General features: G+C 70.7%; 15 protein-coding genes. 7 read left to right on the top strand and 8 right to left on the bottom strand.

Going from position 1 to position 14,050, the window contains the following annotated elements; genetic code table 11:
* The first annotated feature begins 133 nt into the window (after positions 1-133).
* A complete protein-coding gene (locus tag ABT342_RS02160; RefSeq protein ID WP_351565655.1) occupies positions 134-754 on the top strand; it encodes a DUF5753 domain-containing protein in 621 nt (206 codons plus the stop codon).
* Here ABT342_RS02160 and ABT342_RS02165 read toward each other — a convergent pair.
* Both ABT342_RS02165 and ABT342_RS02170 read right to left on the bottom strand, forming a co-directional pair.
* Positions 731-1,846 carry a DUF5954 family protein gene (locus tag ABT342_RS02165; RefSeq protein WP_351565658.1) on the bottom strand — a complete coding sequence of 372 codons (1,116 nt, stop codon included), beginning with the start codon at positions 1,844-1,846 and terminating at the stop codon, positions 731-733. The two genes, ABT342_RS02160 and ABT342_RS02165, sit on opposite strands and share 24 nt — an antisense overlap.
* Positions 1,843-2,190, bottom strand: coding sequence for a DUF6415 family natural product biosynthesis protein (locus ABT342_RS02170; RefSeq protein WP_351565661.1), 348 nt, complete (start codon positions 2,188-2,190; stop codon positions 1,843-1,845). The genes ABT342_RS02165 and ABT342_RS02170 overlap by 4 nt, the downstream gene beginning before the upstream one ends.
* A gap of 146 nt (positions 2,191-2,336) precedes the next feature.
* Here ABT342_RS02170 and ABT342_RS02175 point away from each other — a divergent pair, with 146 nt between their 5' ends.
* From ABT342_RS02175 to ABT342_RS02185, 3 genes are all read left to right on the top strand, one after another.
* Complete coding sequence (locus tag ABT342_RS02175; protein WP_351565664.1) at positions 2,337-3,173, top strand: helix-turn-helix domain-containing protein; 837 nt, start codon at positions 2,337-2,339, stop codon at positions 3,171-3,173.
* Entirely contained in the window at positions 3,170-3,424 is a 255-nt protein-coding gene (locus tag ABT342_RS02180) for a DUF397 domain-containing protein (protein ID WP_351565667.1), read from the top strand. The genes ABT342_RS02175 and ABT342_RS02180 overlap by 4 nt, the downstream gene beginning before the upstream one ends.
* A 301-nt stretch (positions 3,425-3,725) precedes the next feature.
* A complete protein-coding gene (locus ABT342_RS02185) occupies positions 3,726-4,475 on the top strand; it encodes a helix-turn-helix domain-containing protein (protein WP_351565670.1) in 750 nt (249 codons plus the stop codon).
* A 198-nt stretch (positions 4,476-4,673) separates the two neighbouring features.
* Here the strand turns inward: ABT342_RS02185 and ABT342_RS02190 are convergent, their stop codons facing one another.
* The 6 genes from ABT342_RS02190 to ABT342_RS02215 form a co-directional block, all read right to left on the bottom strand.
* Entirely contained in the window at positions 4,674-5,204 is a 531-nt protein-coding gene (locus ABT342_RS02190) for a SixA phosphatase family protein (protein WP_351565673.1), read from the bottom strand.
* 67 nt (positions 5,205-5,271) lie between these two features.
* On the bottom strand, positions 5,272-6,261 hold the full coding sequence (locus ABT342_RS02195; RefSeq protein WP_351565676.1) for a malate dehydrogenase: 990 nt from the start codon (positions 6,259-6,261) through the stop codon (positions 5,272-5,274).
* 165 nt (positions 6,262-6,426) lie between these two features.
* On the bottom strand, positions 6,427-7,467 hold the full coding sequence (locus tag ABT342_RS02200) for a DUF2690 domain-containing protein (RefSeq protein WP_351565679.1): 1,041 nt from the start codon (positions 7,465-7,467) through the stop codon (positions 6,427-6,429).
* Between the two features lie 453 nt (positions 7,468-7,920).
* Positions 7,921-9,141 carry an NADP-dependent isocitrate dehydrogenase gene (locus ABT342_RS02205; RefSeq protein ID WP_351565682.1) on the bottom strand — a complete coding sequence of 407 codons (1,221 nt, stop codon included), beginning with the start codon at positions 9,139-9,141 and terminating at the stop codon, positions 7,921-7,923.
* A 42-nt stretch (positions 9,142-9,183) separates the two neighbouring features.
* Positions 9,184-10,140, bottom strand: a complete 957-nt coding sequence (locus tag ABT342_RS02210; RefSeq protein ID WP_351565685.1) for a DUF3017 domain-containing protein — start codon at positions 10,138-10,140, stop codon at positions 9,184-9,186.
* A gap of 6 nt (positions 10,141-10,146) precedes the next feature.
* On the bottom strand, positions 10,147-11,028 hold the full coding sequence (locus ABT342_RS02215) for a bifunctional methylenetetrahydrofolate dehydrogenase/methenyltetrahydrofolate cyclohydrolase (RefSeq protein WP_351565688.1): 882 nt from the start codon (positions 11,026-11,028) through the stop codon (positions 10,147-10,149).
* 235 nt (positions 11,029-11,263) lie between these two features.
* Between ABT342_RS02215 and ABT342_RS02220 the strand changes: the two genes are divergently transcribed.
* From ABT342_RS02220 to ABT342_RS02230, 3 genes are all read left to right on the top strand, one after another.
* A complete protein-coding gene (locus tag ABT342_RS02220) occupies positions 11,264-11,854 on the top strand; it encodes a hypothetical protein (protein WP_351565691.1) in 591 nt (196 codons plus the stop codon).
* Positions 11,855-11,971: 117 nt separating this feature from the next.
* On the top strand, positions 11,972-12,700 hold the full coding sequence (locus ABT342_RS02225; RefSeq protein ID WP_351566300.1) for an FHA domain-containing protein: 729 nt from the start codon (positions 11,972-11,974) through the stop codon (positions 12,698-12,700).
* A 7-nt stretch (positions 12,701-12,707) separates the two neighbouring features.
* Positions 12,708-14,042 carry a protein kinase domain-containing protein gene (locus ABT342_RS02230; protein ID WP_351565694.1) on the top strand — a complete coding sequence of 445 codons (1,335 nt, stop codon included), beginning with the start codon at positions 12,708-12,710 and terminating at the stop codon, positions 14,040-14,042.
* Positions 14,043-14,050: the final 8 nt, after the last annotated feature.

The raw sequence follows: 14,050 nt of genomic DNA on the forward strand, positions 1-14,050 counted from the left end.
GCTTCCTCCTTGGTCGGAGCTGACGATCTACATCCAGGAGCATGCACTCAACACGCCCCTGAGACTCGATACTTGCAGTCACTTGCAGCGATTTAAGGTTCGGACTCCCTCCGGCGCCGGGGAGACTCGCCCCATGACGACGACACACAAGCCCGCCCGCGAGACCTGGGACAAGACCCTCCACGCCGGCACCGGCCCCATCCAGGACGAGTTCCTCGAACTGGTGCGCAGGACCCAGGACTCCCGCCACTACTGCCCCATCCTCATCTGGGGCAACCTCCAGACCACGGACTACGCCCGTGCCGTCTTCCGCCACGTCGTCGACTTCCACGGCATCCCCGACGACGTCGAAGCCGGCGTGGCCCGTCGTACCGCCCGCGCCCAGTTCATCGGCCAGGGCGGCCGGACCTACCACGCACTGCTCGGCGAGCAGGCCCTGCGCAGCAACCTCGGCGGTAGGGACGTCATGCGCGGCCAGCTCGCCCACCTGCTCAAGGCCCTGGACCTGCCGGGCCTCAAGCTGGGCGTGATCCCTGCGCGGGCGGAGCTCGCCGTCTATCCCGGGCACGCCTTCTCGATCTTCGACACCGCGCAGGTCAAGGTCGAGACGTACGGCTCCGGCCTCAACATCACCGACCAGACCGAAATCGCCGCCTACGAGAAGGCGTTCACCCTCCTGGAGCGGTCCGCCGTCTACGGTGACGACGCCCGCGCCCTCATCGAGGCCGAGCTACTCGCCATCGCCGCCGGCTGACGGGAGCGGCGGCCGCCCCGCCCTCTCCTGCTCCTTCTGCATGAGGTTCCAGAGCTCCAGCGCATCCCCCGTCAGCGGCTCGGGCTCCTCGTCCTCCTCGCGCCACAGCCCGGCCGCCTTGAGTTGCTTGGCGAGCTGCCCGACCGGGGGCTCCGGGTCGAAGTCGGAAGGGCGGGGGCCTTCCGGGCCGTCGGGGCCGATGCGTACGAGAGTCTCGACGCGGGTGATCCGGTAGCGGCGGGTGCCGACGACGATGCCCGGACCCCGTGTCTCGTCGAGGCGGTCGGCGGCGCGGGCGTATTCGGCCCGCTGCTCCTCGTCGAGCTTCTCGTACACGGGTGTGAAGACGCGGAAGCTCAGCGCCAGCGAGTCCCGGGCGTCCTGGGGCGTGGTGCCGCCTGCGGAGTGGGGGCGCCAGCGGCCGCCCTCGTCCCTCTGGGCGACGGTGAACTCGACGGGCAGCAGGACCGCGCCGGGGTGGGTCTGCCGGGCGGTTGCGGCGTCGGCGTACATGGCGCCCGTCTGGGACCCGCGCGCCATCACGATCTGTGCGAGGTCGAACCGGAGCAGGCCCTCCGAGATACCCGTCCCCGTCCAGGGGTCGATCACGAAGCCCTTCGTACGGCTGGGGACCTTGTGGGCCCCCTCCGGCGGGGCGGGGTCCGGATCGGAGGGGCGGGGCGGTTCGGGGCCGTCGGGGCCCATGCGGATGAACTGTTCCGCACGGACCACCCGGTACCGGACGCCCAGCACCTTCATCTCGTCCACCACGACCCATTCGAGCTTCTCGGCCGCCGCCAGCAGCTTCTTGCGGGCCTTCGGGTCGGTGGTCTCACTGGCCAGCATCCGGAAGTGGGACCCGAGGCCGTCCCGGGTGCCTTGCGGCGCGTCACCGCCGCCGCCGAGGATCTCCCAGCCGCCGAGATCCCGTTCCCGCGCGTAGAAGAACACCGGCGCCACGAGACCCATGAGGTCCGGATACCGTTCCCGCGCCCGCCAGGCCTCCTCCTCCGCGAAGGCGGCGATCGGGCCGGGCTGGTGGGTCATCCGGAAGGTCAGATAGGCGGGTGCTCCCTCAGCGTGCTCATTCATGTACTCAGTGTGCGCACACGCGCCGCCTCCAGTTCCTCGAAATGGAAAATCAGCGCCCGGCACACGCGAGCCAGCTGCTCCGCCCGCCGCTCCGGGCCTCCCGGCCCCCAGCAGGCACGCAGCTTCCGTCGCGCCTCGCCGACGGAGGCGAGAGCGAGGCAGCGGCCCTGCTCACCGCCCGGGAGGAGCCTGGCGAGGGCCTCGATCTCGGGGATGAGCAGGTTGATGTGCCCGCGCAGGAGGAGGATGAGCGCGTCCACGTCGCCGGGCGAGGGCGGGCAGCCGTCCAGGGCGCGGGACGCGCTGGCCAGGATCGTCGCCTTGTCGATCCCAACTGCGTTCAAGCGTACGGAACTTCGTTCGGGTGAGGTTTCGTCTTTCACGCCTCGAATCTGCCCTGATCAGGCCTAGCTTGACGACACCGACGCGGGCTACGACCGTGCTGTACGGGTCGGCGTCGGTTCCGTACGAGTCGGCGAGGGAGCGTGGCGTGACCGACCACAGCAACAGCCAACAGAACGACGACAACGTCCCTACGAGCATGCGCCACCTGGCGACGCAGATGAAGGCCCTGCGCGAGTGGGTCGGGCTGACGCAACGGGAATTCAGCAAGAAGGTGGGGTTCTCGGAATCCCAGATCGCGAGCGTCGAGCAGTTGCGGCGGCCGATGAAGATGGACCTCGCGGTGCAGCTGGAGAAGCAGTTCAATCTGCCCGGCGTGTTCACGTCCGTGGTGGACGAGCTGCTGAAGGAGCCGCATCCGTCGTGGTTCGAGCCGTTCGCGGAGGCCGAGGCGGAGGCGATCGCGCTGTCGACGTACCAAACGCAGCTCATCCACGGCCTACTCCAGACGGAGGCGTACACCCGTGGCGTGTGCGCCGCCTACCGCCCAGCATTGGAGGACGAGGAGATCGAACGTCGTCTGGCCGCGCGGCTGGCCCGACAGCAGCTACTCACCCGGAGCCCGTCCCCCCACCTGAGCTTCATCCTCGAAGAAGTCACCCTGCGCCGTCCCACAGCGGGCGACGAGGCTCAGCGTGAGCAGCTCCACCGCCTTTTGGAGGCGGGGCAGGAGCGGCACATCGAGATCCAGGTGATGCCGACCGAGCGTGGCAACCACGCCGGACTGGAGGGCCCGTTCACTTTGGTCGAGACGCCGGATCAGGGCATGGGCGTCTACCTCGAAGTCCAGGGCACCGGGCAGTTGATCACCGAACGCAGGGCAGTCAACCGGCACGCCAGGCGGTATGGAATCCTCCAGAGCCAGGCCCTCTCCCCCGAGGAATCGGCCGAGTTCATCAAGCAGTTGGCGACGGGAGAACGATGAACAACCTGACGTGGTTCAAGTCCAGCTACAGCGGCGGCGACGGCGGCGAGTGCATCGAGGTCGCCTACGCCTGGCGCAAGTCCAGCTACAGCGGCGGCGAGGGCGGCCAGTGCATCGAGGTCGCCGCCCACCCCACCACCATCCACGTACGCGACTCCAAGAACACCACCGGCCCCGTCCTCGACTTCGCCCCCACCCACTGGGCGGCCTTCGTCGAATACGCGTCCGCGTCCGTGCCCGAGCGGGCGTAAAGCCGCAGGTCGCGCCGGATCGCGGGGTTCCGCGATCCGGTGGGCCGCGACGCGGTGGGGCCCGACGCCCCTTAAAGAACTTGGGGAAGAAACCTTCCAACCTCTCCCCCAAGTCCCCTTGTCATCCGTTCAGGTGACGGGGTGGCATATTTCGGGACGGGCAAGGTACGTTCGCGCCACAAGCCCACAAAAAACGGCCCCCGGCGGGAGTGCAATCCCAATCCGAGGGCCTGTTCACGAGGAAGACAACACCTTCCCAATGACTACAGCGCAGTCTATCGCGCCGCCGGTTTCCAGCGGCGTGGTTCATGTCCGACACCGGCACGAAGACAACTTCACGGTCGTCGGCAACCACCTCGCCCAGCACAGGTCCCTCTCCGCGACCGCCATCGGCCTCGCGGTCCACATCCAGTCCCTCCGCGACGGCGCCCAGGTCCGCATCCAGGAGCTGACGCGCCGCTTCCCCGAGGGCGAGGACCGCATCTCCGCCGCGCTCAACGAGCTCGAAGCGGCGGGCTACCTGTGCCGCAGCAAGTACCGCACGCCCAGGCAGCGGATCTGCACCCGGACCACGTACTACGAGTGCCCTGGCGCCAAGCCGAAGCCGACGCCGAAAGCAGCCGCCCCGCTGCGGCGCGTCAGCCTGGTCAAACGACCGAAGGCCCGGCCCCGCCCGCCGCTGCCCAGCATCAGCGAGCTGATGCACCAGCCGGCCGCCCAGCTGCTCGCCGGGCTGCGCTCCCTCGACCCCCGCCTCACGCTCTCCGTCCGCGACATCGCCGCCCTCGCGCCGCAGCTCGCGCTTTGGCTGGACCGTGCCGTGCCGCCCGCGCAGGTGGTCCGTACGCTCACCTCGGCGCTCCCCGTCGGCACGATCCACCGCCCGGTCGCCCTGCTCGCGCACCGGCTCACCGAATGGCTACCGCCCGCGCTGCCTGCTGCTCCCGCCGGTCCGGTCGTCGTGCCGTTCCAGGAGTGCGAGGGCTGCAACCGGGTCTTCAGATCACACGAACCCGGGTGCTGTCGCGACTGCCGTCCGACTGGCTCTTGACTTCGGACAAATCGGGCGGATAATTGCCCCTACACCGGACAACCGGAGAGAGCCGCACCCGTCGGCGAAGACGTTCACCGACCGGCGTGACTCAGCTTTCGGCTCCGGCCAGGCCCCCGGCAGGAGCCCCGAGGACTGGCACGTCAGCGACGACTGATGTGTACAGAAATCGAGACGGCTACCGGGGACTGCTTATGTCTACGGCCGGTCGGTTTCGGTGCCCCTGGCGACGACGAACGCGGTCAGCCGCGCCGTGCCCGGGGCGAGCGCCGCCCAGCCGCCCTCACCCAGGACCAGCACCGCGAACGCCGACGTCGGGAACTTCTCCGTCATCCGGTCGAGGGCGTCGCCCTCCGCCTGCGCGGTGAGTCCGGCCGCCAGGTCCTCGATGCCAGGGTTGTGGCCGACCAGCAGGGCCGTCCCGGTCCCCCCGGGCACCTCCCGCAGGATGTCGACCAGCTCCGCCGGATCGGCGCCGTACGCGCGCTCGTCGTAACGGACCGGCATCCCCGCGCCCAGCTCCCCCGCCGCGAGGTCCCAGGTCTCGCGGGCCCGCCGGGCGGTGGAACAGATCACGAGGTCGGGGACGCAGCCGCTCTCGCGCAGCAGCCGTCCGGCGAGCGGGGCCTCCCGGTGGCCGCGTGGGGCGAGGGGGCGGTCGTGGTCGGCGACATCCGGCCAGGCGGACTTGGCGTGGCGCAGGAGGACCAGACGGGGGCCGAGTTCCATGCCGCCAGTGTGCACTGTGGGGCGCCACGCCGCTGCGTAGCGCCCCACAGTCGTGACAGACAGCCGATCAGATGAGGCCGAGACCGCGGACCGCCTCGCGCTCCTCCGACAGCTCCTCGACCGACTTGTCGATGCGGGCACGCGAGAACTCGTTGATGTCCAGGCCCTGGACGATCTCGTACTTGCCGTCCTTGCAGGTGACCGGGAAGGAGGAGATCAGGCCCTCCGGGACGCCGTACGAGCCGTCCGACGGGATACCCATGGAGGTCCAGTCGCCCTCGGCGGTGCCGTTGACCCAGGTGTGGACGTGGTCGATCGCGGCGTTCGCGGCGGAGGCGGCCGAGGAGGCGCCACGGGCCTCGATGATCGCGGCGCCGCGCTTGGCGACGGTCGGGATGAAGGTGTCGGCGAGCCAGGTCTGGTCGTTCACGACCTCCGCGGCGTTCTTGCCGGCGATCTCCGCGTGGAAGATGTCCGGGTACTGGGTCGCGGAGTGGTTGCCCCAGATGGTGAGGCGCTTGATGTCCTCGACGGACGCGCCGGTCTTGGCCGCCAGCTGCGAGAGCGCGCGGTTGTGGTCGAGGCGGGTCATCGCGGTGAAGCGCTCGGCCGGGACGTCCGGGGCCGCGGCCTGCGCGATGAGCGCGTTGGTGTTGGCCGGGTTGCCGACGACGAGGACCTTGATGTCGTCCGCGGCGTTGTCGTTGATGGCCTTGCCCTGCGGCTTGAAGATGCCGCCGTTGGCGGAGAGCAGGTCACCGCGCTCCATGCCCTTGGTGCGGGGGCGGGCGCCGACGAGGAGGGCGACGTTGGCGCCGGCGAAGCCGACGTTCGGGTCGTCGGTGATGTCAATGCCCTTGAGCAGCGGGAAGGCGCAGTCGTCGAGCTCCATGGCGGTGCCCTCGGCGGCCTTGAGGCCCTGCGGGATCTCCAGGAGGCGGAGCTTGACCGGCACGTCCGCGCCGAGCAGGTGGCCGGAGGCGATGCGGAAGAGCAGCGCGTAGCCGATCTGTCCGGCCGCGCCGGTGACGGTGACATTCACGGGAGTGCGGGTCATGGCGATCTCCGTAAGACAGCTGGCGGTGGGGGTCCCTGCCCCTGGTGCTGGATATCTCTCCACATCGAGATATCCAGCGGTCAGGCTATCCGACCCCGACCCACCCTATGCACCGCAGGCCGCTTGTGGCCCGGTTCACTCGGTCACTGGGCCGTGGCACTCGGGTCACTGTGTCGCAGTGCAGCCTTCCGTTCCCGTCGTGAGCGTCGCGCACGCCTTCGCCTCTGCCGCCGAGGCGACCGCGACCATGGGCGTGTACGCGTCCTTGTCGGCGTTCACGAGACCCTTCTGGGTCGCTCCGGCCGCGGTGATGCGCACCGTGTCGCCCGGGGTGGCCTGGGTGATACGGGCCCAGGCCGCCGCGCACGTCTTGCTGTAGCGGACCTCGACGAGCGCCGTGCCGACCGTCGCCCGGGACGTGGTCATGGCGAACTCTCCGCCGCAGCCCATGTTCTCGGGGTCCTGGCCGGTGCAGTCGGCGCCGGAGCACTTCACTCCGGCGGGCAGCTGCGGATCGCTGACGGTCGGGGACGCGGCCGGTGACTCGGCCACGGGCTTGGCGCCGCCTCCCCCGCCTCCGCCGAGATCGGTCAGCAGGACGGCCGCGGCTATGACGAGCAGCGCGCCGACGACCCCCGTGAGGAACAGCGTCACCTTGCGCCGCCCGCCGTCCTGCCGCCCCGGCGGTGACGGCGGCACGGGGCGGCCGCCCTGCGCGGGGGCGTACGACACCCGGGCGTCCGGGCCCGTCGGCGGTGCGGCCGTCCGCGAGGCGCCGCCTGGGACGGACGCACCGCCTTGGGCGGACGCGCCGGCCTGGGCGGACGGACCGAAGTCGGTGGACGGACCGAAGTCGGTGGACGGACCGAACTCGCCGAGCGCGGCCCGCGCCTGCGAGATCCGGATGGCTTCCATGGTCATGTCGTGGCGCATCTCGGCGCGGCTCCAGGCGCGCTCCGCGAGCTCCCACATGGTGGTGAGGTGGACCTGGTTGGTCCCGGTCACCTCGGCGAGCGCGACGATCGCGCCCTTGGGCGCGAGCAGCCGCCCGTTCAGATAGCGCTCCCACGACGTCTTGCTGTAGCCGGTGCGGTCCGCCACGGCGGCGATGCCGAGCCCGCTGCGGTCGACGAGCCGGCGCAGCTGGCTGGTGAACTCCCTGACCTGTGGGTCGAGCTCTTCCGGTAGCGCCTTCCAACGAGGCATTGCCTCCCCCTTGTCCCCCCGAACGTGCCTGATGTGCCCCGTGCTGGTGCCCCCCTGCCACACCCCCGGTGTCCTGCCGGACCCACCCGTGGTCGCGGGCCGGCCGGGCGGACTAACCAGAGGGATGCGCAGAGCCAGGATGACAGTTCCCGCCCCAGGGGCGCACGGGGGCATTCGGGACATAAGCGCGCCCCCTCGCACGCCTCCACCCGGAAGCCCGCCACAGTTTCGCACCCGTTGCCCAACGATCACACCATGGCGGAACCGTCACTTCCGTGACACAGGCCACTGGCGCCCCTTGAAGCCGTTCGGCACGTCCATAACACTGTTTCACGTGACGGCGCCCGTCCTCCCTCGGGGGAGAGGACGGGCGCCGTCACGTTCATCCGGGGCCTACGGCCCAACTCCGGGGGAGCCGAAGGCGCTTGGGGAGCGCTCGGTTCCGTGGAGCGCTCAGGTAGACGCCATCTTCTTCTGCAGGCCGGAGTCCAGCACGTCCAGGAACTGTTCCGTGGTCAGCCACGGATGGTCCTTGGAGATGAGCAGCGCCAGGTCCTTCGTCATCTGGCCGCCCTCGACGGTCTCGACGCACACCCGCTCCAGGGTCCGGGCGAACCCGGTGACCTCGGGGGTGCCGTCCAGGGTGCCGCGGTGGGCGAGGCCACGGGTCCAGGCGAAGATCGAGGCGATCGGGTTGGTCGAGGTCGGCTTGCCCGCCTGGTGCTGCCGGTAGTGACGGGTGACCGTGCCGTGCGCGGCCTCGGCCTCGACCGTCCTGCCGTCGGGGGACATGAGCACGGAGGTCATCAGGCCGAGCGAGCCGAAGCCCTGGGCCACGATGTCGGACTGGACGTCACCGTCGTAGTTCTTGCACGCCCATACGTAGCCGCCCTCCCACTTCAGGGCCGAGGCGACCATGTCGTCGATGAGACGGTGCTCGTAGGTGAGCCCCTTGGCCTCGAACTCGGCCCGGAACTCGGCGTCGAAGACCTCCTGGAAGATGTCCTTGAAGCGGCCGTCGTACTTCTTGAGGATCGTGTTCTTCGTGGACATGTAGACCGGGAAGTCACGGGCCAGGCCGTAGCGGAACGAAGCGCGCGCGAAGTCGCGGATCGACTCGTCGAGGTTGTACATCGACAGCGCGACGCCCGCGCCCGGGAACTCGTACACCTCCAGCTCGACCGGCTCCGATCCGTCCTTCGGGGTGAAGGTCATGGTGAGGGTGCCCGCACCGGGGACCTTGAGGTCGGTGGCGCGGTACTGGTCGCCGAAGGCGTGACGGCCGACGACGATCGGCTTGGTCCAGCCCGGGACGAGCCGGGGCACGTTGTCCATGATGATCGGCTCACGGAAGATCACGCCGCCGAGGATGTTGCGGATGGTGCCGTTGGGCGAGCGGTACATCGCCTTGAGGTTGAACTCCTCGACGCGCGCCTCGTCCGGTGTGATCGTGGCGCACTTCACGCCGACGCCGTACTCCTTGATGGCGTGGGCGGCGTCGACGGTCAACTGGTCGTTCGTGGCGTCGCGGTGCTCGATGCCCAGGTCGAAGTACTTCAGCTCGATGTCGAGGTACGGCAGGATCAGTTTGTCCTTGATGAACTGCCAGATGATGCGGGTCATCTCATCGCCGTCGAGCTCGACGACGGGGTTGGCTACCTTGATCTTGGCCATGAGGTGGACGTCCCTCTCGCGCTTCGGGCCGGTGCGGCATCCCTACCGCACAGTGAAGTGGACCGCGTCCTCCAGGAACGGGATCTCCAGCCACGGGTCGGGCTGGGTCATCAGGGCGAGCAGCACGATCACGGTACCGAGCAGGCCGTACGTCACCATGTCGGTGAACCGCGAGCGCACCGCCAGCATGCCCACGGACGGCAGGGCCCGGCGCAGCGCCGCGCCGGTGAGGAGGGCGGCGCCGACGAGGATCGTCCCGACGCGGAACGCCTGGGCGAACGGGTTCGCGCCGACGATCAGCAGCCCGACCACGGCGAGCCCGATCACGGTGAGCAACGGCCACTGCCGCGCGGGCGCGGGCGCGCCCCCGGGCGCGGCCCGCCCGCCGCCTTCGGGCCGCGCGGTGTCCCGGGTGACGGTGGGCGGCCGCCGCGACCCGCCTGCGGCGCGGGGGCCCTGCGGGTCGGCCTCGTGGCCGTTCACGTGGCTGTCGGCCGCTGCGGCGGGCTCGTGACCGTTCAGGTGACTGTCGGCCGCTGCGGCGGCCTCGTGCCCGTTCGCGTGACTGTCGCCCGACCCGGCGGGCGCGCGGCCGTTGACGCGACTCTCGCCGGGCGCAACGGGCTCGGCACCCGACGCGGCAGGCGCGTGGCCGTTCAGCGGGCCGGTGCCCGATGCGGCGGGCTCGGCACCCGACGCGGCAGGCGCGTGGCCGTTCAGCCGGCCGGTGCCCGATGCGGCGGGCTCGGCACCCGGCCCGGCGGGTGCGTTGCCGTTCACCTGGCCGGCGCCCGACCCGGCGGGCTCAGCACCCGACGCGGCAGGCGCATGACCGTTCTTCCGGGACGGGCCCGTGCCGTTGGACGACGCGCCGCCGCTCTGCTCGCCGGTCGCCTCGGCGGGTACGGCCGTGGCGGGCGGGGCGTCGGGGGCCTCGGCCCCCGACGGGTCCCGGCGTTCCGGGTCGTCGGCCGCGGCGCGGTCATCCGGGGTGCGCATGGGCGGTCAGCCCGCGGCAGGGGCGTCGACGGCGGCCGCGGACGCGCGCTCGGCCGCCTCGACGACGTTCACCAGCAGCTGCGCGCGCGTCATCGGGCCGACGCCGCCCGGGTTCGGGGCGACCCAGCCGGCCACCTCGGCGACGCCGGGGTGGACATCGCCGACGATCTTGCCGTTCTCGTCGCGGCTGACGCCGACGTCGAGGATCGCCGCGCCCGGCTTGATGTCCTCGGGCTTGATCAGGTGCGGTACGCCCGCCGCGGCGACGACGATGTCGGCCTGCCGCAGCTGCGCGGAGAGGTCACGGGTGCCGGTGTGGCACTGGGTCACCGTCGCGTTCTCGGACCGGCGCGTCAGCAGCAGCGGCATCGGTCGCCCGATGGTGACACCGCGCCCGACGACCACGACGTGCGCGCCGTTGATCTCGACACCGTGGCGTCGCAGCAGATGCACGATGCCCGCCGGCGTGCAGGGCAGCGGCGCCTTCTCGTTCAGCACCAGTCGCCCGAGGTTCATCGGGTGCAGCCCGTCGGCGTCCTTCGCCGGGTCCATCAGCTCCAGCACCCGGTTGGTGTCGATGCCCTTGGGCAGCGGCAGCTGGACGATGTATCCCGTGCACTCCGGGTCCTCGTTGAGCTCCCTGACGACCGCCTCGATCTCCTCCTGGGTGGCGGTGGCGGGCAGTTCGCGCTGGATGGAGGCGATCCCCACCTGCGCGCAGTCGCGGTGCTTGCCCGCGACGTACTTCTGGCTGCCGACGTCCTCGCCGACCAGCAGGGTCCCGAGGCCGGGCGTGACGCCCCTGGCCTTGAGGTCCGCCACGCGGGCGGTCAGGTCGGACTTGATCGCGGCTGCGGTGGCCTTGCCATCGAGAATCTGGGCGGTCATGGACCCATCCTCGCGGATGACCCCTCCCGTGTTCCAATTCGGCACCGTCGACGAGAACAGGAGGTTGCACTTGCACAACACCTACGGTTACCGACTGGACAAAAATGCGACGGGAATACCACGATGAGCGGCGCAGTGCCGCGGGCAGTGTCGGGGGGCAAACCGCAAGTTTTGTAAATGTTCCTCCGCTTTGGACCGCGTAGTCCCCAGCAGAACCCGACGGAGGAATCCCGCCATGAGCTTCGGCGACCCGAACAACCCCTACGGCCAGCAGCAGGGCCAGCAGCCGGGCTACGGCTACCCGCAGGGCCAGCCGCAGCAGCCCGGCTACGGCTACCCGCAGGCCCCGCCGGTCACGCCCTACGGCGGCGGCTACCCCGGCGTCCCGACGGAGATGCCGGGTGGCGTGAAGGCCGCACGCGTCATGCTCTTCATCCTGGGCGGCTTCCAGGCGCTGGGCGCGGTCTTCGTCCTCATCGCCGGCGCGTGGATCATGGAGATGTTCTCGGCCGCCGCGGAGTCCTCGTCCACCTCCAGCGCGGACGCGGAGGCGGCCGCCGGCATCGGCATGGGCTTCATGGTGATCATCGCGCTGTTCGTCGCGGGATTCGCCCTGTGGGGCATCCTCAGCGGTGCCAAGCTCGGCAAGGGCGGCAGCGGCATCCGCGTCTCGGCGATCGTCTACGCCTCGGTGGTCACGCTGTTCAGCGTCATCAACCTGTTCGGTGCGAACTTCTTCGCCCTGATCAGCCTCGTCCTGGGCATCCTGATCATCGTCTTCCTGGCCAAGGCGGACGCCTCGGCGTACTTCAACCGCCAGCGCTGAAGCACCGCTTGACCGTTCATCCGTGAAGGCCGTAACTCCCCCGCACAGTGGGGCGTTACGGCCTTCGCCGTTGTGTGAACGTTTATCGGCGCTGCCTACCCTGGCCCCATGTGCAGCGTGTTCAGCATCATCGTGGTGCCGCCGCCGGCCGCGGTCTCCTGCGAGCAGATCCGGCTCGCACCGGGCGAGACGCTCCTCTTCGGCCGCGGCGAACCCGCTTCGCCCGGCAGCCGGCATCTGACGATCAGGCACGGCGGAGTGTCCCGTACGGCGGGCGAGATCACCGCGACCGGCACGTACTGGTCACTGAGCAACTTCAGCGGCTGCGCCACGTACGTGGTCGAGAACCCGGAGGGCGCCGGCGAGCACATCAAGATCGCGCCGGGCAGGATGGCCGCGCCCGTCCCCTTCGAGTTCTCGCGCATCGTGCTGCCGGCCGCCGACGAGCTGCTGAGCTTCGACGTCTGGGCCCCGCGCCACGACTACGCCGACCACGGCGCCCCGGCCCGCGACGGCGACCGCACCGCGCTCGCCTTCCCGCTCGACCGCGACAAGCGCTACTTCCTGGTCCTCGCGGCCCTGTGCGAACCACGCCTGCGCGGCGAGCCGCACGCGCCGCCGCCCACCGTCGAGCAGGTCGTCGAGCGGCTGCGTCCCGTATGGCCCGAGGTGAGCAGGACGTCCGTGCAGTGGAACATCGACTACCTGGCGGTGAAGCTGCGCCTCAAGCCCGGTCCCGACACGGCCGGACCGGGGCCGCGGCTCAACGGCAAGAAGGACTCGGTCGTCTCGCTGGCGCTCCGCTTCGACCTCGTACGCGAGGACGACCTCGGCGTGCTCCGGTGACGCCGCGGTGACCCGGCAGCCGTACGCCGTCACCGTTCCCGAGGGGTATCGGGTCGGCCCCTGGATCGTCGGCGCGCCCCTGGGATCCGGCGCGTTCGGCAGTGTGTACGCGGCACGGATCGCCGTGCCCGCCCCGGGGCTCCCGGCGCGGGCCGCGCTGAAGTTCCTGTCGACGGGCACGCACACCCCGCGCCAGTTGCGCCACTTGCGCGAGCTGGCCGAGCGCGAGGTCGGCGTACTGCGCAAGCTGCGCTCACCCCGGCTGATCAGGATGTACGAGACCCTGACGGTGGACGACCCGGGGCACCCTGAGCTCGACGGCGCCACCGTCCTCGTGCTGGAGGAGGCGGCGGGCTCGCTGGACGCCCTGCTGGCGCGCGGACGGCCGGGCGACCGTGGGCCCGCGCTGCTCACGCAGGTCTGCGAGGGACTGCGGCAACTGCACCGGGCGGGCTGGGTGCACGGCGATCTCAAGCCCGGCAATGTGCTCCTCATGCGGGACGGTACGGTCCGCCTCGGCGATTTCAACATGGCGGCGGAGCTGGAGGGCACCCACGCGTACGCCCCCGCTTTCACGACCGCCGACTACACCCCGCCCGAGCTGCTCTGGTCCGAGGTCGGCGAGCGCGGCATGAAGATCCGCCCGACCGCCGACCTGTGGGCCTTCGGCGTGCTGGCGCACGTGGTGCTGACCGGGGCGCAGCCGCTGCCCGGGGGCACTCCGTCCGCGCGGCGGGACGCGGCGGTGCGCTACGCCCGAGGGGACGAGGAACTGCGGCTGTCACCCGAACTGGCCGAGCCCTGGCGGCAGATCGTCACGGACTGCCTGGCCCGGACGCACGAGGAACGGGAACGCGCCGCGCACGACGCGGACGCGCTGCTGCGGCGCGTGGAGGCGGCCGGTGCCGGCCGGCCGCCACGGCCGCCCCGGCGCCGCCGACGGGCCCAGCTCGCCGTGGCTGCAGGGGTGGTCGCGCTCGTGGGGCTGGGCATCGGTCTGCGGACGCTTGAGGGCGAGGAGCCGACCGCCCATGGATACGAACGGTGCGCCGGTGGCGCCGTCTGCTTCTTCGCGGAGGAGGACGGCCGGGGCGATATGTGTGCGTGGGAGGGCGACGACCCGGAGTGGCTCGAAGGCGAGACCCGGTGCCGCTGGGCCGGGGACGACGGCCCGCGCTCGGTCTTCAACAACGGTACGGAGGACCCCAAGGGGTTCGTCGACGTCACATACTTCGGGCAGCCGGGGCTGAAGCAGCGCGTGGGGTGCGTCGAGCGGCTGGAGAAGCGGAATCTCGGATCGGGGACGAAGGTTCTGTCGCATACGTGGGCCAGGAACTGCTGAGCCGCTGA

The organism is Streptomyces sp. NPDC000410 (assembly GCF_040300305.1).
Lineage (GTDB): Bacteria > Actinomycetota > Actinomycetes > Streptomycetales > Streptomycetaceae > Streptomyces.